Annotated in this window: 20 protein-coding genes and 1 pseudogene; 16 read left to right on the top strand and 5 right to left on the bottom strand. The window is 62.2% G+C overall.

The features are described from left to right. Nucleotides 1–127 precede the first annotated feature (127 nt). Nucleotides 128–727, top strand: a complete 600-nt coding sequence (locus FJW08_RS12465; RefSeq protein WP_210241187.1) for a hypothetical protein — start codon at nt 128–130, stop codon at nt 725–727. 35 nt (nt 728–762) lie between these two features. Here FJW08_RS12465 and FJW08_RS12460 read toward each other — a convergent pair. From FJW08_RS12460 to FJW08_RS12450, 3 genes and pseudogenes are all read right to left on the bottom strand, one after another. Further along, nucleotides 763–1,609: pseudogene (locus FJW08_RS12460) on the bottom strand (aldo/keto reductase). A 90-nt stretch (nt 1,610–1,699) separates the two neighbouring features. Next, nucleotides 1,700–2,092: a DUF305 domain-containing protein gene (locus tag FJW08_RS12455; protein WP_140810798.1), complete on the bottom strand. Its 393-nt coding sequence runs from the start codon at nt 2,090–2,092 to the stop codon at nt 1,700–1,702. A 43-nt stretch (nt 2,093–2,135) separates the two neighbouring features. Next, nucleotides 2,136–4,643 (bottom strand): heavy metal translocating P-type ATPase, encoded by a 2,508-nt coding sequence (locus FJW08_RS12450; protein WP_140810797.1) that lies wholly within the window; start codon nt 4,641–4,643, stop codon nt 2,136–2,138. A gap of 203 nt (nt 4,644–4,846) precedes the next feature. On the opposite strand from FJW08_RS12450, the gene FJW08_RS12445 reads away from it, so the two are divergent. From FJW08_RS12445 to FJW08_RS12410, 8 genes are all read left to right on the top strand, one after another. Then, nucleotides 4,847–5,650 carry a glycosyltransferase family 25 protein gene (locus FJW08_RS12445; protein ID WP_140810795.1) on the top strand — a complete coding sequence of 268 codons (804 nt, stop codon included), beginning with the start codon at nt 4,847–4,849 and terminating at the stop codon, nt 5,648–5,650. Between the two features lie 263 nt (nt 5,651–5,913). Then, the gene (locus FJW08_RS12440; RefSeq protein ID WP_140760754.1) at nt 5,914–6,717 is read left to right on the top strand and encodes a glycosyltransferase family 25 protein; all 804 of its coding nucleotides are present in this window, start codon (nt 5,914–5,916) and stop codon (nt 6,715–6,717) included. A gap of 89 nt (nt 6,718–6,806) precedes the next feature. After that, complete coding sequence (locus tag FJW08_RS12435) at nt 6,807–9,608, top strand: [protein-PII] uridylyltransferase (RefSeq protein ID WP_140810794.1); 2,802 nt, start codon at nt 6,807–6,809, stop codon at nt 9,606–9,608. A gap of 46 nt (nt 9,609–9,654) precedes the next feature. After that, entirely contained in the window at nt 9,655–11,262 is a 1,608-nt protein-coding gene (gene murJ, locus FJW08_RS12430; protein WP_140810793.1) for a murein biosynthesis integral membrane protein MurJ, read from the top strand. 173 nt (nt 11,263–11,435) lie between these two features. Further along, entirely contained in the window at nt 11,436–12,503 is a 1,068-nt protein-coding gene (gene trpS, locus FJW08_RS12425; protein ID WP_140760747.1) for a tryptophan--tRNA ligase, read from the top strand. Nucleotides 12,504–12,636: 133 nt separating this feature from the next. Further along, the gene (locus FJW08_RS12420; RefSeq protein WP_140810792.1) at nt 12,637–13,128 is read left to right on the top strand and encodes a universal stress protein; all 492 of its coding nucleotides are present in this window, start codon (nt 12,637–12,639) and stop codon (nt 13,126–13,128) included. 170 nt (nt 13,129–13,298) lie between these two features. Beyond that, nucleotides 13,299–15,623, top strand: a complete 2,325-nt coding sequence (locus FJW08_RS12415) for a glycogen debranching N-terminal domain-containing protein (protein ID WP_140810791.1) — start codon at nt 13,299–13,301, stop codon at nt 15,621–15,623. A 142-nt stretch (nt 15,624–15,765) separates the two neighbouring features. Further along, nucleotides 15,766–16,335, top strand: a complete 570-nt coding sequence (locus FJW08_RS12410) for a NifU family protein (protein ID WP_027142904.1) — start codon at nt 15,766–15,768, stop codon at nt 16,333–16,335. Nucleotides 16,336–16,495: 160 nt separating this feature from the next. Here the strand turns inward: FJW08_RS12410 and FJW08_RS12405 are convergent, their stop codons facing one another. Further along, on the bottom strand, nt 16,496–17,113 hold the full coding sequence (locus tag FJW08_RS12405; protein ID WP_140810790.1) for a L,D-transpeptidase: 618 nt from the start codon (nt 17,111–17,113) through the stop codon (nt 16,496–16,498). Nucleotides 17,114–17,338: 225 nt separating this feature from the next. Here FJW08_RS12405 and cueR point away from each other — a divergent pair, with 225 nt between their 5' ends. The 4 genes from cueR (at nt 17,339) to FJW08_RS12385 (ending at nt 19,667) form a co-directional block, all read left to right on the top strand. Next, nucleotides 17,339–17,824, top strand: coding sequence for a Cu(I)-responsive transcriptional regulator (cueR, locus tag FJW08_RS12400; RefSeq protein WP_140810788.1), 486 nt, complete (start codon nt 17,339–17,341; stop codon nt 17,822–17,824). Between the two features lie 110 nt (nt 17,825–17,934). Then, nucleotides 17,935–18,405 (top strand): nucleoside deaminase, encoded by a 471-nt coding sequence (locus tag FJW08_RS12395; protein ID WP_140760735.1) that lies wholly within the window; start codon nt 17,935–17,937, stop codon nt 18,403–18,405. A gap of 584 nt (nt 18,406–18,989) precedes the next feature. Beyond that, entirely contained in the window at nt 18,990–19,271 is a 282-nt protein-coding gene (locus FJW08_RS12390) for a hypothetical protein (RefSeq protein WP_140810787.1), read from the top strand. 201 nt (nt 19,272–19,472) lie between these two features. After that, entirely contained in the window at nt 19,473–19,667 is a 195-nt protein-coding gene (locus FJW08_RS12385; protein ID WP_140810786.1) for a hypothetical protein, read from the top strand. 141 nt (nt 19,668–19,808) lie between these two features. On the opposite strand, the gene FJW08_RS12380 is transcribed toward FJW08_RS12385, so the two are convergent. Next, complete coding sequence (locus FJW08_RS12380) at nt 19,809–20,036, bottom strand: hypothetical protein (protein WP_140810785.1); 228 nt, start codon at nt 20,034–20,036, stop codon at nt 19,809–19,811. Between the two features lie 14 nt (nt 20,037–20,050). Between FJW08_RS12380 and FJW08_RS12375 the strand changes: the two genes are divergently transcribed. The 3 genes from FJW08_RS12375 (at nt 20,051) to FJW08_RS12365 (ending at nt 22,091) form a co-directional block, all read left to right on the top strand. Beyond that, nucleotides 20,051–20,770, top strand: coding sequence for a hypothetical protein (locus tag FJW08_RS12375; RefSeq protein ID WP_140810784.1), 720 nt, complete (start codon nt 20,051–20,053; stop codon nt 20,768–20,770). 344 nt (nt 20,771–21,114) lie between these two features. Then, nucleotides 21,115–21,516, top strand: a complete 402-nt coding sequence (locus FJW08_RS12370) for a response regulator (RefSeq protein WP_140810783.1) — start codon at nt 21,115–21,117, stop codon at nt 21,514–21,516. A gap of 74 nt (nt 21,517–21,590) precedes the next feature. Next, complete coding sequence (locus FJW08_RS12365) at nt 21,591–22,091, top strand: MmcB family DNA repair protein (RefSeq protein WP_181182908.1); 501 nt, start codon at nt 21,591–21,593, stop codon at nt 22,089–22,091. Nucleotides 22,092–22,272: the final 181 nt, after the last annotated feature.

Here is a 22,272-nt window from a genome sequence, read left to right as displayed (position 1 = left end):
CGATGCACGCAACTGTTGCCGGCACCAATGACCGCTGATGACAACCAAATGGATACGAGGATCGTCAACGTGGATTGCACCTCGACAGGCACATGTCTCCGAGGTGCGGGCCGGTTTGACGACTCGCTTGGCAGATGTCGTTACTTCATATGTTGAGGGTCCGGTTGTTGTAGCCATTGACGGTCGTACCGCCTCCGGCAAGACAACATTTGCCGATGAGCTCGCCCACACTCTGAGCGCGACCGTGACAGGTGTGTTTCGGGCGAGCCTGGATGACTTCAAGAAACCCTGGCGAGATCGTTACCTTTACGATCGAGCGAGCGGTGAAGGCTACTATCGCAACGCGTTCGATATTGAACGCATTCGCTCAGATTTGGTCGGCGGCTTCCGAGCAGGACAGACCATGCTGTGCTCGATTGATCCGATAACGCAGATAGACCATTCAGCTGAACTTATACCGGTGCCGGACCAAGCCATTCTCGTCATTGACGGCGTATTCGCATTGCGTCCCGAATTGCGCGATCTTTGGGATGTTGGGGTGTGGTTGGATGTAGATCCTCAAATATCGGAGCTTCGTGCAACGGCACGCGATGGCGAGATGTTGGAACGCTATCGCCTGTCTGAACAGCTCTACCTGACCGAGGCACGGCCTCAGCAGGTTGCCGATATCATCATCGACAACGATGATATCTCCGCTCCGGCTTCTAGCATTTGGCCGCATCGATGATGGCAGTGGTCGGCTCTGCAGGGATTGCTTCCTAGCTAAATCATCTCCAGTCCGCGCTTGCGCGTCGGTTGCGGGGACGCACGATCGAGATCGGCGATGTCCTGATGTGTAAGCCTGATATCGAGCGCGGCGACATTCTGGCGGACGTGCTCCTGGCTGCCGGCCTTGGGAATGGCGATGACGTCGTCCTGCCGCATCACCCAGGCCAAGGCGATTTGCGCCGCGCTCGCACCATGGCGGGCGGCGACCTCGGCAAGCCTGGCATTATGTGCCAGCGCGCCCTGCTCCACCGGCGAATAGGCCATCAGCGGGATGCCGCGTTTCCTCATCCAGGGCGAGAGATCGAATTCCGGGCCGCGGCGGACGAGATTGTAGAGCACCTGGTTGGTCTGTACCTTGTCGCCGTCGGACAGGAGCACCAATTCCTGCATCTCGTCGGTGTCGAAATTGCTGACGCCCCAATGCCCGGATCTTGCCGGCTTGCTTCAGCGCTTCGAACGCCTCGACCGTCTCGGTCAACGGCACGCTGCCCGGCCAATGCAGGAGATAGAGGTCGATGCGGTCGGTGCGCAGGCGCTTCAGGCTGTTTTCGCAGGCGCGGCGCACGCCGGCGCGCGAGGCGTTGGAGGGCAGGACCTTCGAGACCAGGAAGGTTTCGTCACGACGCCCGGCGATGGCTTCCGCTACCACGACCTCGGCACCGCCATCGGCATACATTTCGGCGGTGTCGATCAGCGTGACGCCGAGGTCGAGGCCGAGCTTCAGCGCCCTGACCTCATCGGCGCGGCGGCGCGAATCCTCGCCCATCTTCCACGTGCCCTGGCCGAGGACGGGTATGGCCTCGCCGCAGGGCAGCGTGGTGGTTCTGACGCTCGATTCCATGGCATGGCTCCGTGGGTACCCGATCGCATCGAGCCTCGACGTGAACCCGGAAGAAGTTCTCGCCGGACCTGCTTAGTGCTGCCGCGAAGCTTACTTCACCGGATAGGCGGCGAGCCAGTCCTGCATCTGCTTGATTTCGGCTTCCTGCGCGGCGATGACGCCTTCGGCGAGCTTGCGGATTTCGGGACCCTTGCCGTTGGCCAGTTCGACCTTGGCCATGGCGATCGCGCCCTGATGATGCGGAATCATGCCGCGGACAAAATCGACATCGGCGTTGCCGGTATATTGCGAGGCCATCATGTCGGTATGCATCTTGTCCATCGCCGCCTTGTAGCCCGCCGTCGAAGGGCTTTCCGCTCCCATGGCCATGGCGCCCATGTCGTGCTTCATCTCCTCGCTCCGCGCCGGCACGCTTTCGAGGAAGACGGCAAGCAGCATTCCGGCGGCCATCAGCAGCAGCACGAGTTTCTTAGCCAAGGTCATTCATGGTCTCCTGTTGGTTGGGTTTCGTATCTGGGGGCTGATCTCAGAGTTTCAACGTTCTGAGCCGCAAAGCGTTTGCGATCACCGAGACGGAGGACAGACTCATCGCCGCGGCCGCCAGCATCGGCGACAGAAGCGTGCCGGTGAGCGGATAGAGCACGCCGGCGGCGACCGGCACGCCGAGCACATTGTAGAGGAAGGCGAAGAACAGGTTCTGCCGGATGTTGCCGATAGTCGCCTGGGCCAGGGTGCGGGCGCGGACGATGCCGTTAAGGTCGCCCTTGACCAAGGTGATGCCGGCGCTTTCGACCGCGACATCGGCGCCCGTTCCCATGGCGATGCCGACATCGGCGGCGGCAAGCGCCGGCGCGTCGTTGACGCCGTCGCCGGCCATGGCGACGCCGGCACCCCTGCCGCGCAATTCGTCGACGAGCGCTGCCTTCTGTTCCGGCAACAGACCTGCCCGAACCTCGTCGATGCCGAGACGTCCAGCGATCGCCTTGGCGGTGCGCTCATTGTCGCCGGTCGCCATGACGATCCTCAGCCCGCTGCCGTGTAGCGCCTTGATCGCCTCGGCCGTGGTCGCCTTGACCGGATCGGCGACGGCGACGATGCCGGCCAGCTTGCCGTCGACGCCGACGAACATCGCCGTCTTGCCATCGCCCTGCAATGCTTCCACGCTGGCTTGGATTGCGGAAACGTCGATGGCGAGGTCGGCCATCATCGCGGCATTGCCGAGCGCGACCTTCTTGCCCGACACCGTGCCGGAAACGCCCTTGCCGGTAACCGCCTCGAAGCTGCCGGCCTCAGCGATCTTCACGCCGCGCTGGTCCGCCCCCTCGACGATGGCCTCGGCCAGCGGATGCTCCGAGCCTTTTTCCAGGGTCGCGGCGTACACCAGCAATTCGTCCTCGGAAAAGCCAGTAGCCGCGACGACATCGGTCAGTTTCGGCCGGCCTTCGGTCAGCGTGCCGGTCTTGTCGACGATCAAGGTGTCGACGGAGGCGAAGCGTTCGAGCGCGGCGGCTTCCTTGATCAGCACGCCGGCATGCGCGCCGCGCCCGGTGGCGGTCATGATCGACATCGGCGTGGCGAGACCCAGCGCACAGGGACAGGCGATGATCAGCACCGAAACCGCCGAGACGATGGCGAAGATCAGACTGGGCTCGGGGCCGAAGACCGCCCAGGCGATGAACGCGACGATGGCGACCAGGACGACGGCCGGGACAAAGTAGAAGGAAACGCGGTCGGCCAAGCCCTGGATCGGCGCGCGCGAGCGCTGTGCCTTGGCGACAAGTTCGACGATGCGCGACAGCGTGGTCTCGGCGCCGATCCGTTCGGCGCGCATGATCAGCGAGCCGTTCTTGTTGAGCGTGCCGCCGGTCAACGCATCGCCTTCGGCCTTCTCGACCGGCAAGGGTTCGCCCGTGATCATCGATTCGTCGATGGAGGAGCGGCCTTCGAGCACCGTCCCGTCGACCGGGACCGCATCGCCGGGCCGGATGCGCAGGCGCTCGCCGGTCTTCACCTCGTCCAGTGCCACATCGGTCTCGACACCGTCCTCGGCGATCCGCCGCGCGGTCTTCGGCGCGAGGTCAAGCAAAGCGCGGATCGCCGATCCTGTCTTTTCGCGGGCGCGCAATTCCAGCACTTGGCCGAGGAAGACCAGCGCGACGATGACGGCGGCGGCCTCGAAATAGATCGGCACCGCACCGCCATGGCCGCGAAACTCATGCGGAAAGATCTGCGGGAAGAGCGTGGCGACGACGCTGTAGAAATAGGCGGCGCCGACACCCAGCGAAATCAGCGTCCACATGTTGGGGCTGCGGTTGAGGATCGAGTCCCAGCCGCGATGGAAAAACGGGAAGGCGGCCCAGAGCACCACGGGGCTCGCCAGGGCCAGTTCGATCCAGACCTTTGCGCGATCCTCGACCAGGCCCTCCAGCGACAGGCCGACCATCGGCGCCATGGCGATGATCAGCAGCGGGATCGACAGCACCGCGCTCACCCAGAGCCGCCTGGTGAAATCGACCAATTCGGGATTTGGCCCTTCATCGCCCGTCGGCACGCCCATTGGCTCGAGCGCCATGCCGCAGATCGGGCAGGAGCCGGGCTTGCCGCGGATGATCTGCGGATGCATCGGGCAGGTGTATTGCGTGCCCTTGGGCATCGGCGCCGGCGCCGGCCTGCCGTCGAGATAGGTTTGCGGCGCCGCCTCGAACTTCGCCTTGCAGCCGGCGGAACAGAAATAGAAGCCCTGGCCTTCATGACGGACGAAATGTTTCGCCGTCGAGCGGTCGACGCTCATGCCGCACACAGGGTCGGCGGCCGTGAGGTAGTTCTCAGGCTCGGACTGGAACTTCGAGCGGCAGCCCTCGCTGCAGAAGTGATAGAGGCGGCCGCCATGCTCTGATGTCGGCGTGCCGGCGGCCGGATCCACGATCATGCCGCAGACCGGGTCGCGCAGGACCGTATTCGCGGCGGCGCCTTTCGGCGCGCAACAGCCGCCATGCGAGCCATGTGCGTGGTGATCGTGATCTGAATGCGTCATTCCGAAAATGCCTTGATGTCATTGCTTCGAACCCGAGGTAATGCTTCCAGTAACTAGAAGGTCAAGGGCCGTTTTGATTTTCCGATTTCGGGGGCCGTGAAATCGATCGAACACCCCCTGCACAAAGGCACATCTCGTGCTAAAACTTTTCTTGCTAATATTATTCGCCGCATCCCGTTCATCTCGCTAGATTTCGGTCGACTATGAAGTGCCTGGTCATCAATCTCGATCGGTCCCCGGACCGACTTGCTCACATAAGTGCAGAGTTCGCCCGGATCGGCGCCGCGTTCCAACGTGTTGCGGCGGTCGATGCGCGCAGCCACCCCGAACTCGGGCAGCAACCGCAACATCCGATGTATGCCCCCCGGCGTTTGCTGGGCAGCGAGATCGCCTGCCTGCACAGCCACCGCCTCTGCTGGGCGATCCTGGCGCAGGACGATGCCAGCTACGGCGCCATCTTCGAGGACGACGTGATTTTTTCAGCAAATGCCGGTCCGTTGCTTGCCGACAACGGCTGGATTCCGACCGATGCCGACATTGTCAAGTTGGAGACGTACTTCAAGAGAACCCTCATCCACCGGCGAAGGACCGCCGCTGGACCTGGCTTTTCCGCGTTCAGGCTCTACAAGAACCATCCGGGGACCGGGGGCTACATCATCTCCAGACAGGCCGCGCGCGATCTCCTTGAGGCGACCGAAAAGATCAATATCACCGCCGACGATCTAATTTTCACCCCAGCATTCGCGACCTCATCCAGCAAGACGATCTACCAGCTCGTCCCTGCGCTGTGCGTGCAGGATCAGTTCGTCGGCGACCGATTGCCTAGCCTGCTCGGCCAAGAGCGGGACGCCGAGGGAACCGCGAATGCTCTTGTCGCAAAACGCAGAAGGCCCGTCGCCGAAAGAATCATGAAGGAAGGCGGACGAACCGCGCGGTGGATCGCCGATTTCTGCAGATATCGGCGACACATCGTCGTCCCCTTCGATTCGACCGGCGCAACCGACTAAGCTTGCCTGGCCGGCAGGACCGCCAACATAAGTATAGACCTCAGTGTTGTTTCGACCCTCCCTTGCGACGAGCGGGGGATAGAAATTGAAAACCACCCCTTCCCCAAACATCGACAGTGATTCCTGCCAGTTGAATGGCTAAACAGCCGTATTGTCCCTTTCATTTGGCCATAAAGCAAAGTCCTTCCCAAAAAAACAGAAGACGCAAGCTCCGCATGTGCTATAGAGCGCCGCCACCACAAGAAAAAACAAGTTAGTGAAGAATGAAGCGCCTGGTTATCAACCTCGATCGATCTCCCGACCGGCTTGCCCATACGACTGCGGAGTTTGCGCGCATTGGCCTTGGATTCGAGCGGGTTGCCGCAATCGATGCAAGGGACCGTCCAGACCTCGTGTTGCAGCGCCAGCATGCATTGTATGCGGTGCGGCGTCTGTCCGGCAGCGAGATCGCTTGCCTGCACAGTCATCGCGCCTGCTGGACCATCATCGCGCAAGACGACGCGCCCTATGGCGCCGTCTTCGAGGACGACATGGTGTTTTCCGCGAAAGCCGGTGCGCTGCTGGCCAATACGGACTGGGTTCCGACCGGCGCCGATGTCGTCAAGCTCGAGACGTTCTTCCACACGACGGTGATCCAGCGGGAGAAGGTTGCCGTCGGCCACGGTTTTTCGGTGTTCAGGCTTCGCAAGAACCATATCGGAGCCGGTGGCTACCTGCTGTCTAGGCAAGCGGCTCACGCTCTTCTCGAGGCGACCTCCGATGTCAATGTGGCGGTGGACAATCTCATCTTCGATCCTGCGTTCGCGACGTCGACCGGCAAGACGATCTACCAGCTTGTCCCGGCGCTCTGTGCGCAGGACCGGTTCGTGGACGACCGGTTGCCGAGCCTGCTTGAACAAGGCCGGGAGGCCGAGCGGGTCGCAAGCGGGCTCGCCAACGGACAGAGGATGCCGGCTCTCGCACGGATCCGTAGGGAGGCCAGGCGGGCAACGCGGCAGATCACCGATCTCTGCAGGCTGCGGCGGCAGATTGTCGTCCCGCTCGCTCCAGTCGAGGCAAACGACTAGAGCGTTTGCGGGATCGACAGCAGGCCCATACCCAGCGCCGCGAAAACACGCTATAGACGCCGCCCAAAAGGCAAGGCCAACCGGTATCTATGGCAAAAATCTCTCTGAAGCTCGATGAACTGATCGACGGCGACGCTTTGCGCCGCGAGATGACCGCACAGACCGCGGCCAGTGCCGGCGATGGTTCCAGCCAGGCCATCCGTGCTGCCGTTCTTCAGCTTCTCAAGGGGCGCCTGGCCGAGGGCCGCAAGACAGCCGAGGCGATGCTGAGGCAAGATGGCGGCGGCAATGCTTGCGCCGAACGGCTGTCGCACCTGATGGACGAGCTGATCCGCGCGCTCTACGATTTTGCCGCCACGCATGTCTACCGGGTGAAGAACCGGTCCTCGGCCGAACGCATGGCGGTCGTTTCCGTCGGCGGCTATGGCCGCGGTACACTGGCGCCGGGATCCGACATCGACCTGCTGTTCCTGCTGCCCTACAAGCAGACGCCTTGGGGAGAACAAACGGTCGAATACATGCTCTACATGCTGTGGGACATGGGGCTGAAGGTCGGCCATGCCACCCGCAACATCGATGAGTGCCTCAGGCTGTCGCGCACCGACATCACCATCCGCACCTCGATCCTGGAAGCGCGTTTCCTGTGGGGCGAACGCAAGCTCTATGACGAGCTGATGCTGCGCTTCGACCATGAGGTGGTGCGCACGACCGGACCGGAATATGTGCAGGCCAAGCTCGCCGAACGCGACGAGCGCCATGCCAAGGCCGGCGAAAGCCGCTATCTGGTCGAGCCCAACGTCAAGGACGGCAAGGGCGGCTTGCGCGACCTGCAGACGCTGTTCTGGATCGGCAAGTATTTTTACCGCGTGCGTACCGGCGAGGAACTGGTCGAGAAAGGCGTCTTCACCGAGGCCGAGTATCGTGAGTTCCAGAAGGCCGAGGATTTCCTGTGGGCGGTGCGCTGCCACATGCATTTCCTCACGGGGAAGGCCGAGGAGCGGCTGCATTTCGACATCCAGCGCGAGATCGCCGAACGGCTCGGCTATACGACCCATCCCGGCCTGTCGGCGGTCGAACGTTTCATGAAGCACTATTTCCTCGTCGCCAAGGATGTCGGCGACCTGACCCGCATCTTCTGCGCCGCGCTGGAGGAGGAGCAGGCCAAGCACGTTCCCGGCTTCAACCGCATCTTCCTCACCTTCCAGCGCCGCAAGCGCAAGCTTGCGGGCACGTCCGACTTCATCGTCGACAACCATCGCATCAACATCGCCGACGACGGCGTCTTCGAGCGCGACCCGGTCAATCTTCTCAGGCTGTTCTGGTTCGCCGACAAGCACGGGCTGGAATTCCATCCCGATGCGCTGAAACTGCTCACCCGTTCGCTCGGCCTGGTCAACAAGTCGCTCAGACGCGACGAGGAAGCCAACCGGCTGTTTCTCGACATATTGACCTCGGACCGCAACGCCGAACTCAACCTGCGGCGTATGAACGAGGCGGGGCTGCTGGGCCGGCTGATCCCGGATTTCGGCAAGATCGTCGCCATGATGCAGTTCTCGATGTACCACCACTACACGATCGACGAGCACCTGATCCGCTGCATCGGCGTGCTGGCCGAGATCGAGCGCGGCGACGGCGAGAAGGTGCATCCGCTGTCGCATTCGCTGATGCCGGGCCTCAAGAAGAGCCGCGAGGCGCTCTATGTCGCCGTGCTGCTGCACGACATCGCCAAGGGCAGGCCTGAAGACCATTCCGAGGCCGGTGCCAGGATCGCAAGGCGGATCTGCCCGCATATGGGGCTTTCGCCGGCCGATACGGAAACCGTCGCCTGGCTGGTCGAGAACCACCTCGTCATGTCGATGACGGCACAAACCCGCGACCTCAACGACCGCAAGACGATCGAGGACTTCGCCTCGATCGTGCAGTCGGTCGAGCGGCTGAAGATGCTGTTGATCCTGACCGTCTGCGACATCAGGGGCGTTGGACCGGGCGTGTGGAATGGCTGGAAGGGCCAGTTGCTGCGTACGCTCTACTACGAGACCGAGTTGCTGCTGACCGGCGGCTTTTCGGAAGTCTCGCGCGCTCAACGCACGGCGGCGGCGCGTGAACGGCTGGCGGAGGCGCTCGCCGACTGGCCCGACAAGGCGCGCAAGCGCTATGTCAGGCTGCATTATGAAAACTACCTACTGACCGTGGACCTGCCGGACCAACTTCGCCACGCCGAATTCATTCGCGAGACGGACGCGGCTGGCAACAAGCTCGCAACCATGGTCAAGACGCACCAGTTCGAGGGGGTGACCGAAATCACCGTGCTGGCGCAGGACCATCCCCGTCTTCTCTCGGTCATTGCCGGGGCATGCGCCGGCGCCGGCGGCAACATCGTCGACGCGCAGATCTTCACCACGTCGGACGGCCGGGCGCTGGACACGATCCTGATCTCGAGGGAGTTCGACCGCGACGAGGACGAGCGCCGGCGCGCCGAGCGCGTCGGCAAGCTGATCGAGGACGTGCTGTCGGGCAAGAGCTGGCTGCCGGAAATGATCGAGAAGCGCACCAAGCCAAGGCGCGGATCCAAGGTGTTCAAGATCCCGCCGCGCGCCGAAATCCGCAACGCGCTGTCGAACCGGTTTTCGGTGATCGAGGTCGAGGGGCTCGACCGCCCCGGCCTGCTGTCGGAAATCACCGGGACGCTGTCCGACCTGTCGCTCGACATTGCCTCGGCGCATATCACCACTTTTGGCGAGAAGGTCATCGACACCTTCTATGTCACCGACCTTACCGGCCAGAAGATCGACAGCCCGGCCCGCATCGCCACCATCCGCAACCGGTTGATAGCGACGCTCGAAGGCGCAGCACTCGAACGCGGCGGCAGGGCCAAGGCAGCCGCCGAGTGACGGCCATCATCCCGTTCTCCCAATCCCACAGGCAGTTTGCGAACGCATGAGTCTCGTCAAGAAATTCGCTACCGTAGCCTCCGGCACGTTGATGAGCCGTGCGCTCGGTTTCGGCCGCGAGATGCTGATGGCAGCCGCACTCGGCACCGGACCGGTCGCCGACGCCTTCAACGCCGCCTTCCAGTTCCCCAACACGTTTCGCCGGCTGTTCGCCGAAGGCGCGTTCAACGCCGCCTTCGTGCCGCTATTCGCCAAGGAGATCGAGACGCACGGCACCGACGGCGCCAAGCGATTCTCGGAAGAAGTGTTCGGGGTCCTGTTCACCGCGCTGCTGGCGCTGACCATCGCCATGGAACTGGCGATGCCGCTGATCGTGCGCTACCTGGTGGCGCCGGGCTTTGCCGACACGCCGGGCAAGTTCGAGACGACCGTCCGGCTCGCGACGATCATGTTCCCCTACCTGATCTGCATGTCGCTCGCAGCCATGATGGCGGGCATGCTGAACTCGCTGCGCCGCTATTTCGCCGCCGCGATCGCGCCGGCTTTCCTCAACATCATCCTGATCAGCGTGCTTGGCTACGCCTGGTACCATGGACTGGATGCACATGCTGTCGGCTTCGCCCTGTCCTGGGGCGTGCTGGCGGCTGGCATCGTGCAGCTCGCCATCGTCTGGGTGGCGGTGCGCAATGCCGGCATCGCGATCGGATTCCGCCGGCCGAAGATGACGCCGAACGTGAAGCGGCTCCTGATCCTGGCGCTGCCGGCGGCGATCACCGGCGGCATCACCCAGATCAACCAGCTGATCGGAACGGCCATTGCCTCCGCGCAGGACAGTGCCGTCTCCTCGCTGGCCTATGCCGACCGCGTCTACCAGTTGCCGCTCGGCGTCGTCGGCGTCGCGGTGGCGATCGTGCTGTTGCCCGAACTGTCGCGGGCGCTGAAATCAGGCAACCTGATCGAGGCCGCCAATCTGCAGAACCGCTCCGTCGAATTCACCCTGTTCATGACCTTGCCGGCGGCGGCGGCACTCTGGGTCATGTCGGAACCGATCGTACGGCTGGTCTATGAACGCGGCGCGTTCGCCGCCAACCATTCGACGCCTGTCGTGGCGGCGATCCTGGCGATCTTCGGTCTCGGCCTGCCGGCCTTCGTGCTGATCAAGGCCTTCACCCCCGGCTATTTCGCCCGCGAGGACACGCGCACGCCGATGATCTTCGCCGCAATCTCCGTGGCGGTGAACGTCGCCACCGCGCTGACGCTGTTCCCGAGGATGGGCGCACCCGGTATCGCCGTGGCGTCCGCCGTCGCCGGCTGGGTCAACGCGCTGATGCTGCTTGCCGTACTGATCCGGCGCGGCCATTGGGGCCGCGACGTGCCGCTCTTGACGCGCATTCCGCGGCTGGTGCTGTCGGCGGCGGTAATGGCGGTGGCGCTTTATTTCGCCGAGCATTATTTCGCCGTCAGGCTCGGACCCGGTTCGCCGCTGGTCATCAAGGCAGCCACGGTACTCGCGCTGGTGGCAGGTGGGGCGACGCTCTATTTCGTCACCGCGTTCGCCACCGGCGGCGCCGATTTCGGCATGATCCGGCGCAATGTCGGGCGCAGGAGAACAGAATCCGGTCGGTCCGTGGCAAAATCAGAACTCGACGAATAAATCGGCCGTCCGGCCCGTCTCGCTGCTCTTGATCCTCCCCCCACTCTCGTCCATAAGCGCGCCGTCGCAAGACTTTCGCCGCGCGCGGTTTCCAGCCGCGTGATTGGCTCCGAAAAGTCTGCAACTTTTCGGAATCACGCTTATACGGCCCTCCACAAGCCATGAGGAAACCCATGTCCGCCTTCAAGCCACTCGTCTTCTCCGGTGTCCAGCCGACCGGCAATCTGCATCTCGGCAACTATCTCGGCGCCATCAAGAAATTCGTCGCCCTGCAGGACACGTCCGACTGCATCTATTGCGTCGTCGACCTGCATTCGCTGACCGCCCAGCTCGTCTATGACGACCTTGCCGACCAGACGCGGTCGATCACCGCGGCGTTCCTCGCCTCCGGCATCGATCCGAAGAAGCACATCGTCTTCAACCAGTCGCGGGTGATGCAGCATGCGGAGCTCGCCTGGATCTTCAACTGCGTCGCGCGCATCGGCTGGATGAACAAGATGACGCAGTTCAAGGACAAGGCTGGCAAGGACCGCGAGAATGCCTCGCTGGGCCTGCTCGCCTATCCCTCGCTGATGGCGGCCGACATCCTGCTCTACCGCGCCACCCACGTGCCGGTGGGCGAGGACCAGAAGCAGCATCTGGAATTGACCCGCGACATCGCCCAGAAATTCAACAACGATTTCTCCGACCGCATCGCCGGTCTTGGCGTCGGCGTCGAGATGCAGGTCGGCGAGGAGACGGTGAACGGCTTCTTCCCGATCACCGAACCGGTCATCGGCGGCCCGGCAGCGCGCATCATGAGCCTGCGCGACGGGTCGAAGAAGATGTCGAAGTCGGACCCATCGGACCTGTCGCGCATCAACCTGACCGACGATGCCGACACCATCTCGAAGAAGATCCGCAAGGCCAAGACCGACCCGGAAGCCTTGCCGAGCGAGGTCGACGGGCTGGAAAGCCGGCCCGAGGCGGAAAACCTGGTCGGCATCTATGCGGGCCTCGCCGAGATGTCGAAGGCCGACGTGCTCAGGCAATTCGGCGGCCAGCAATTCTCCGTCTTCAAGCCGGCGCTGGCCGATCTCGCGGTGGAAAAACTGGCGCCGATCGCTGGCGAGATGCGGCGCATCCAGGGCGACCGCGCCTATGTCGACGCCGTGCTCCGGGACGGCGGCGAACGTGCCGGCGTGCTTGCCGAGACGACAATGAAGACGGTGCGCGACATTGTCGGGCTGCTGCAGGGCTGAGCCTGATCGTCAACGCACCGCCTCATACCGGCCCAGGACATACTGGCCAAGACATACTGGCCTATGGCCGGCGGCTTGCCGCCGGCCTGCGGCGGTGGCAGATTGCGGCGCAAAAGATACCGAGTAGGTAGACATGGTCTCCAAACGCCTCAGCCGCGAAGCCGGTCATCGCAGGAAATTCCTGGCGATCATCGATGACACGCCGGAATGCGAACGCGCCGTCGCCTACGCCTCGAAGCGGGCGCAGAGCACCAGCGGCACGCTGGTGCTGCTCTATGTCATCGTACCGGACGATTTCCAGCACTGGCTGGGCGTCGAGAAGATCATGCGCGAGGAGGCGAATGCCACGGCGCGCGCGGCGCTCGATGGCTACGCCAACAAGGTGCGCCAGAAGCTCGGCATCGAACCGGAGATGGTCGTGCGCGAAGGCAAGCCGACGGAAGAGATCCATAAACTGATCGAGGAAGACCAGGATATCGCCATTCTCGTGCTGGCGGCCGGCGCCGGCAAGGAAGGCCCCGGACCGCTGGTCGGCGCCGTGGCCGGCAAAGGCGCGGCCTTCCCGATTCCGGTGACCGTGGTGCCCCAGAACCTCTCCGACGAGGAGATCGACAGCCTCGCCTAGGGTGTGAGCTTTCGGGTTCCGCGAAGGACCCCTCCCGTGCAATCGGGTGGATGGATCCGACCCGATCGGCGTCATAACTCAATCGGTGCGCGACAAAGCGCGCCCTTGGCGCGCTATCCCGTTGCGCCATTTGGAATCGGCATGGAAGCCATGATTCCAAAGGAAAGCCGATGGCCAGATTGAACCGGGAAGCAGGCAAGAGCGGGCGGCCCAACCCGCGAAGCAGCGGGAAGGCCCGGCCTGCTCCACGACACCGCGAGCAGTCGGCACGAGCTCAGGACAAGGTGCAGCAGACTCCGCAGGCGCAGCAGGAGCGCAAGCTTCGTGTGCTGACCAAGGGGCATCCGGCCATGGTGGACAGCATCGCCGGTGCGGTCACGGTCAAGAACCTCGATCTTTACTACGTCGTCGCTTCGGACGCGCAGATGCCTGTGAAAGGCGAGCACGGGTTCGGGCTGTATTTTCACGACTGCCGCTTCCTCGGCGGCTATGAGATGGCGCTTGCCGGTCTGGCTCCCGTCGTGTTGGCCTCGACCGCACAAAAGGGCTATCAGGCGCTTTTTGAATTGACCAATCCCGAGTTGCAGCTCGAGCAGGGGCAATCGATCCCCAAGGACGAACTCGGCATCCGCTGGCAGCGTGTTCTCGATGCGGGGCAGACCTGCGTGCGGGAGGTCATGACCATTCGGAACTTCGGGCACCAGGCATGCAGCTTTCCGCTGACCTTGCACTTCCGGGCCGGCTTCGAGGACGTCTTCAGCGTGCGCGGGTTGGTGCAGGACAACCTCGGCAGGTCCGAGCAACCCGCCTGGCGCGGCGGCAAGCTGGAGTTCGTGTACCACGGCGCCGATCGGCTGCGCAGGACAGTGACGGTCACCTTCTCGCCCGCGCCCGACACCAGGCACAAAACCGCTGCGGAGTTCCGCATCCGTGTCCCCGCAGGCGACACGCGGACCATCACGGTTACCATCGAGCTTACCGAAAACGCCGAGGAGGCCGGGGCCGGGCATTTGGACCAGCGGCCGGCGGTTACGCTCGGCAGCCTCGCAAGAAACCTCCAGAACAGTTCACAACAATGGCTGGAGCAGCATACGAAGCTCACCAGCGACAGCGCGCTGCTCAACGGCATCATGGACCGCTCGCTGCGCGATCTCGCGGTGCTGAGATCGCGCCTGGGCGACAAGGAGTATTTTGCCGCCGGCGTGCCGTGGTTCGTCGCCCTGTTCGGCCGCGACAGTCTGATCGTGGCCCTGGAGATGCTGGCTTTCCAGCCGGAGATCGCCGCTCAGACACTTCGGCTGCTGGCCAGCTATCAGGGGCGGCGGGACGATCCGTGGCGCGAGGAGCAGCCCGGCAAGATACTCCATGAACTCAGGGTCGGCGAGCTTGCCCGGGCCGGCGACGTTCCGCACGCCCGCTTCTACGGCACGGTGGATGCAACCCCGCTCTTCCTGCTGCTTCTGGGCCGCCATGCGGCGTGGACCGGCGACCTCGGTCTGTTCCGCGAATTGCGGGAGCCGGTGGAACGCGCGCTGGGATGGATCGCGAAGGCCGGGGACAACCATGGCGACGGCTACCTCAAATATCGCAGCCGGTCCGAGAAAGGCGTGGTCAACCAGGGATGGAAGGATTCAGGCGACGCCATCGTCAGGGCCGACGGCAGCCTTGCGAAGCCGCCGATAGCGCTGGTCGAGGTGCAGGGCTACGTCTTTGCCGCGAAGCGGGCGATTGCCGATCTCTACGAGCGCGCCGGAGAGCCCGATCGAGCAAGCCAGCTTCGCCATGAAGCCGAGACGCTTCGGAAACGATTCAACCGTGACTTCTGGAGCGAGGAGCAAGGCATCTTCGTTCTCGCCCTGGAGGCCGGAGGCCGCCGGGCCGAAGTCGTCTCCTCAAATCCCGGGCACGCGCTGTGGACCGGTATCGCGGACGAGGACAAGGGGCACCGGTCCGTGGCGCGCCTTATGCAGGACGACATGTTCAGCGGCTGGGGCGTGCGCACCCTGTCGACGGCGGAACGGCGCTACAATCCGGTCGGATACCATCTCGGAACCGTTTGGCCGCATGACAATGCGCTGCTGGCGGCCGGCTGTCGAAACCATGGCGAGGATGAAGCGGCGCTGCGGATCTTCACCTCGATTGCCGAGGCTGCCGCGCACTTTCGCCACCAAAGGCTGCCCGAGGCGATGGCGGGCTTTCGACGCGAGGATTTCCAGGCGCCGGTGCATTATCCCGTGGCTTGCCACCCGCAGGCCTGGGCAGCCGGAGCGATACCGTTCCTGGTGACCACGTGCCTCGGGCTGGAGCCCGACGCATTCGCCGGGAAACTGCGGGTGGTGCGGCCTCGCCTGCCCGACTTTGCAAAGCACATAGCGCTTCACGGGCTGCGCGTCGGTGATGGCAGCGCCGACCTCGAATTCAGGCGGACCGCCGACGGGGCCGAGGTAACCATCCTGCGGAAAAATGGACAACTGAGCGTCGATGTTGAAGGATAGTGCTTGTCGGGTTTCGAAGGGCCACGGCAAAAACATTCCGCCAGCCAGCCGTCCCGGCGACGCGTTTCGCTTGAATGTCCCGCCGATAGAGCCTATTTAGAACCATTCCAAACTGTATGCCCACAGTGGGGTTGGAGATACCATGTTCATCCAGACCGAATCGACACCGAACCCGGCAACGCTGAAATTCCTGCCCGGCAAGGAAGTGCTGCTCGAAGGCACCGCCGATTTCCGCGATGCCGACAGTGCGGCGACGGCCTCGCCGCTGGCTGGCCGGCTGTTCGAAATCCCTGGCGTCACCGGTGTTTTCTTCGGCTACGATTTCATCACCGTGTCCAAGGACGGCCCGGACTGGCAGCACCTGAAGCCGGCGATCCTCGGCGCGATCATGGAGCATTTCATGTCCGGCGCGCCTGTCATGGCCAAGGCCGGTCCCGCCGCCGAGACCAGCCAGACCGGCGAATTCTACGACAAGGCCGACGAGGAGCTCGTCATCACCATCAAGGAGCTGCTCGACACGCGGGTGCGCCCGGCGGTGGCGCAGGATGGCGGCGACATCACCTTCCGCGGCTTCGAGAACGGCACCGTGTTCCTGCACATGAAAGGCGCCTGCGCCGGTTGCCCGTCGTCGACGGCGACGTTGAAGCACGGCATCCAGAACCTGCTTCGCCATTTCGTGCCGGAAGTGCAGCAGGTCGAACAGGTTTCCTAATCAGTAATTTCCCACAAAACAGACAACAAAAAACCGGGCCGAATTGCCCGGTTTTTTGTTTGGGACGTCCGTTGTTGCCTAGACGGTCCGCGTATGAAAGGCGACTTCCAGTCTAACCACGATATGCCGAAAAAGCGGACAGGCTTTCCGGCATCATGGCCTAAAGAACGATGACCTTGGCGCCGACCTCGGCGCGATCGTAGAGGTCGATGACATCCTGGTTCATCAGCCGGATGCAACCCGACGACATCGCCTTGCCGATCGAGTTCCATTCCGGGCTGCCGTGCAGGCGGTAGCCCATGTCACCGCCCTTGTTGAACAGGTACATGGCGCGAGCGCCGAGCGGGTTCTTCAGGCCTGGATCCATGCCGCCGGCGAACTTGGCGAGTTCGGGCTGGCGCTTGATCATCTGCGAGGGCGGGGTCCAGGTCGGCCATTCGCGCTTGATGGCGATATGGGCGGTGCCGTGCCATTCGAAGCCCTCGCGGCCGACGCCGATGCCGTAGCGGATGGCCCGGCCGCCGCGCTCGACGAAGTACAGGAACTTGTTCTGCGTATCGACGATGATGGTGCCCGGCTTTTCCTTGGTGTCGTAATTGACTTCCTGGCGATGGTACTTCGAAGGCACTTTCTCGATCGGGATACGCGGCAGCTGGTAACCGGCATCGGTCACCGCGCCATAGTCGTTGGAGAAGATCTGCCCGCCGATGGTGCTGCAACCGGCAATAGCGGTGGACAACGCCAGTGCGGCGACTATTGCAAGCGACTTCATGCGCATGTGGTGATCCGGTGCCCCGCCTAAACCAGAGCGGCACGAGTCGGCCGCTTTCTCACCATCATTCATGCTGGCATTTGCTTTGCTTGCCAAGCACACGATGCCTATATGCGGGGACTTACATGCTGGTATGCGTATCACTATGGCATTTCGGCAACATGCTTCACCGGATTGTGAAGGAAATTCAATGGGCCTGAATCGCAGGCCTCGCAAAACCGAGGACCCGCCATGAATGTCGGCGACGCCGCCAACCGCTCAGGCCTGCCGGCCAAGACCATCCGCTACTACGAGGAAATCGGCCTGATCGCGCCCGCGCGCGCCGCCAATGGCTACCGCGACTATTCGGGCGACGACATCCACCGGTTGGCCTTCCTGCGCCGCGCGCGCAACCTCGGCTTTTCCATCGACGACTGCCGCCAACTGATGGCGCTCTACAGGGATCGCGGCCGCGCCAGCCACGACGTGCGCGCGATCGCCGCCGCCCACGTCACAGCCATCGAGGAGAAGGTGCGCGAGCTGCAATCGATGCGCTCGACGCTGCAGAAGCTCGTTCATGCCTGCCATGGCGACGAGCGGCCGGACTGCCCGATCCTGGATGATATGGCGGGGGCGGCGTTGGCCGGCGACAAACCGCACCGCAGGAGCGGTCGACAGCGTGTCGAGGAAGGTGTCCTGGGCGAAGGCGGCGCCAGCCGCCTTGCCACGCGCTGGTGAAAGCCGCCAGCATTGGTTCGTGCAGTATATTGCACGCTCTAATATGAGCGTAGGGTACAAGCACAGCCGCTGGTCCCGCTTGCCGGTGACCCAATGACCGGAGAGAGCGCATGACCCGCGACCAGATGCTCGCCCACCTTCGCACCGCCGATGCGGTCGCTCGCGAGACTGCCGCGCACGGCCATCATCCGTTCGGTGCGGTGCTGGTCGGTCCCGACGACGCGATCCTCATGCGCCAAGGCAACATCGACACCGTTCATCACGCCGAGACCGAACTCGCACGGCGCGCGGCGGCAGCCTATTCGCCGGCGTTTCTCTGGACCTGCACGCTGGTCTCGACCGGCGAGCCCTGTGCGATGTGCACCGGAACGCTCTACTGGGCGAATATCGGGCGGCTGGTCTATGGCTTCGAGGAGACCGAGCTTCTCGCGCTGACCGGCGACCATCCCGAAAACCCGACGATGAGCCTGTCCTCGCGCGTCGTGCTCGGCTCTGGACAGAAGAAGATCGAGGTTCACGGCCCCTTCCCCGAAATCGCGGACGAACTGGTCGCGGTGCACCGTGGCTTCTGGCAGCGATAGCGGTTCTTCGCGACCACGCCCCGCGGAAATGCTGCCCGGCATTCGAATGACGCCACCCCGCCAATCCTGCGCTATTATGGTCAAAGCTGACGGCGACCAAATCCCCAAATCTGCCGCCGCCAGTCAGGCTCGGCGGTTTTGCCAGTATTTATGTCCCCCCAAACCGCCGAGCCGCCCCCGGTCAGCCGGTCGATTCCTCTGCCTAAAGCGGGTTGGCCGGCAGATTCAACGCGCGTTTTTGAGGCGGCTGGTCCACGGCCTCTCGTCCTTGCCTTGGTACGAAGGGGCGCGCCAACGCTGCCCTGTTCAAATCCAATAAAAAGCCCGCCACAGTAGCGACCCGGGACGGGCTTCATTCTGAGCGGCTACATCCTGAGAATCGACCGCTGCACCCTAACTATTTAGCATTTTAATTATTCTGTGAATGGTGTTATCGCACCACTGGGTCTGTCAAATACACAATCGCCGCCTAAAAGGCGATTATCCGGAATATGATCCTCGACAGGCCGGCTCTTTCTGTACGCATCATACCAAGCCCGCGTTGGCCTCTAGGAAATCCATGGCGCCGCTCTAGGTGGGGCGGAATGGCGCTCTATTATTTCCACCTCGACAACAACGGAACGAGCTTCCCTGACGATGGGGGCACAGAGTGCCAGGACGTTGCCGTTGTCAGGTATGAAGCAATCAATTTCCTGGCAGAGATGACGAGAAACGCGCTTCCGGATGGCGATGACCACAAGCTGGTGATCGTAGTCAAAGATGGCGGCGGAGATTTGGTTTTTCGAGCCAGCATTCTTTTTGAGGTTGAAACGGGGCGTCTGTCGGCATCACCACCCTCGCCAGGTCATGGAACCGTCGGAGCCTGACGATTACCTCAATATTAGCGCTCGCCCATATCAGGAACGAGCGATGGCACATGTTGAGGATTTGCGCTCGGATATCGAAGAGACGCGCCGCGTAATCGAGGAAATCCCGCAAGCCGCTAGACCGACTTGCCGCCAAGTCAGGCGGCGGTATCCAGCTGTAGGGGAATGGCTCCGCTGTGGAAGCTCTGATACAAATCAGCCATGGTCGCGCCCTTTAGTAGTTTAGTTGGAAGCATGATCCTTAGTGCGATCGGTATTCTCGCGTACCGGTGGTTTGGCCTCATCGCGGTCGTCATTGTCGGCGGCATTGGTTTTCCCGCGTTGCTGGCCTTGACCTTTTACTGGGGCGATTTGAAAGCCCGGAAGGTCTTTAATCCGACTGATCAGGACCTCTAGCCGTTCAGAACTAGGCCGTATGGGCCTGACAGGCCGGCAACCTATTTGGTGGTTCGACGCAACCACTGGATAAAGGGCGATTGTATATTTGACAGAGTCGCCACCACCGAAGGTCGACGCCAAAAAAGAGCCGAAGCCGCGCTAGCTTAAGCCAAGCAGGCGGCCAAGTTCAAATGCCGCGTCTTCGGACGGCAGCTTTGCCAATATGCACACGTCCGCATTATGTGTGCCGGCAGGCTTCTGATATAAGAAGTAACCGATGGATTCGGAGTCGGCGATATTGTGCGCCGCAGCAACGTCCGACGTGATCGGGGCGATGAAGAGTTTTTCGCCGGTCTTTGATTCGCCGCTAAAGAAGTAATCCGACACGCGAGGCTCCTTCGATGTCCGTCAAGACCCATAGGGAAGTGAAGCATCCACGTCTTTCCGACAATAAACTTGCCGACTACATGAACGCCTCCGAACAGGCCCGCCGTGGCATATTACGGAGTTGCAAATATCAGCCCAAAGCGGCTGTCATTCAGCACCACGACGCAAAGAAAATGGTAGCAGAATCAATGGTTAATGGCAATGTTAACCACGATATGTTAACGCAAAAACTTGAACTATATCACGGAAAGATTACTGACACCGAATTTGAAGCAGAGGTTAAGCAGCACAATATCGATTACGTTAATTGTGTGTTAACGATGGGTTGTGAGGCAATTAAGGGGAAGGACTTTGACCGCTGCAAGACCCAGAGGAAGCTGGACTTCAACGGGACCGAGATTTCCTTCTTCCCGGATTTGCTCGTAGCGCGGACGAACCAGAAGAATAACCGCAAGATCGGAGCCATCAATTTCCGCTACAGCAAATCGGCCAAGCTGCCGGATAAGACGGCAGGGTACCAGTCCGCTTTGATGTTTGGCGTGCTCCGAGACGAACCGTTTGAGCCGGAGGCTGTGGCCGAGCGCGATCTTTGTCAGACGCTCGATTGCTTCAACGGAAAGGTCTATGCCGCACCGTCGAATGCCGTCTACCTCTACAAGGAGATGCAGGCCGCGTGCGGGGCAATCGCCTATCAATGGCCTAATATCGAGCCTCCTGCCGGGGCGGTTTTCTAGCCATTTCCTACGGCTGGACAGCGCCAAAAAGCTTAGTTGCGCAATTGCTAATGTATAATATTTTAGGCAGTGCGGGAGGGACGTCCGATCAACCCGCAGTGACCGGTGCGGCCTGCATCCCCCAAGGAACCCCCGGGTCGCGCCGGTCATTCCCCTGCGGCTGGGTAGCGCCGCCTTACGGAACGGCGGCGGCACGTTCGAGATAGCTATGGTCGTCGTCATGACTTCGGCGGCTATCGGGATCATCCTGGTCGCCGCCACGGCATTTGTCTGACAACTGATTATTTTAGACGGAACTAAAAAGCCCTCCGCGCGTTGGCGGCGCCAGAGGGGAACGATTTTTAATGATGAATGGGTTGGTTCTGGTCGTTGAAGACGAACCACTGATATTGCTCGATCTCGAAGGCGGGCTTGAAGAATCTGGCTTCAAAGTTGTGGGTGTGACTAGCGCTGCGCAAGCCCTGTCAGCCTTTGATGCCGCCCCCGGGTCGTTCAACGCTTTGATCTCTGATATCCGGCTCGGTGACGGCATGTCCGGTTGGGACATTGCACGGCATGTGCGGCAAGCCAATGCGATGATGCCCGTGATCTATATCAGCGGGGACAGCGCCATCTATTGGAGCGTCGAAGGTGTCCCGGAAAGCATTATGATCGCAAAGCCGTTCGCTCTGCCTCAGATCATCACGGCCCTATCTACCCTGCTTAATCAGCAGCATCCACTGCCACCAAGCGAGCCGCGCGCATAGTGGGTTTGTAAAATATACAATCGCCAACGGAAAACGGGTTCAAACCGTGAACAAAATCTGGCATGGTGCCTGCCATGCCAATCATCTCCCCGATTCCCCTGAATCCTCTGATCGACGGTCGCCAGTCCGAGCGCGCCATGCTGGTGCGGCGGGGCGTGCAGCGGCTGCTGATGCAAATGGGCGCGCATGTGCTGCCCGAACTGTCGCTGGCCACCGGCCGCCGCGCCGACCTCGTGGCGCTGACGCGGCAGGGCGATGTCTGGATCATCGAGATCAAATCCTCGATCGAGGATTTTCGCGTCGACCGCAAATGGCCTGACTATCGCCTGCATTCCGACCGTTTTTTCTTTGCTACCCATCCCGGCGTGCCAGCCGAAATCTTTCCCGAGGAATGTGGCTTCATCCTCTCCGACGGCTATGGCGCCGAAATCCTGCGCGACGCGCCGGAGCACCGCATGGCGGCGGCAACGCGCAAGGCATTGATGCTGAGGATCGCGCGCGCGGGCGCGGCGCGGCTTCTCGCGGCAGAGCTTGCGGGCGTGGCAGTTCCGGCGCTGGAGGGGGAGAGCGAGTAAACGCGGCCCTGAAATTGACGCCCGCAACTGTCAGGGTGCTGGCGCCGCCCCTCATCTGCCTGCCGGCATCTTCTCCCCGTATAGCGACGGGGAGAAGGACGCTCTGTCCGAACCGGATAGATAGGTAACAGAATGGACCGATAGCATGGGTGACAGTTTTCTTGTCCGCCGGGAGGACCGG

Source organism: Mesorhizobium sp. B3-2-1 (assembly GCF_006439515.1).
Taxonomy (GTDB): domain Bacteria; phylum Pseudomonadota; class Alphaproteobacteria; order Rhizobiales; family Rhizobiaceae; genus Mesorhizobium.
Note: the sequence above shows the minus strand (reverse complement) of the source record. Positions and strands in the feature narration are given on the sequence as shown.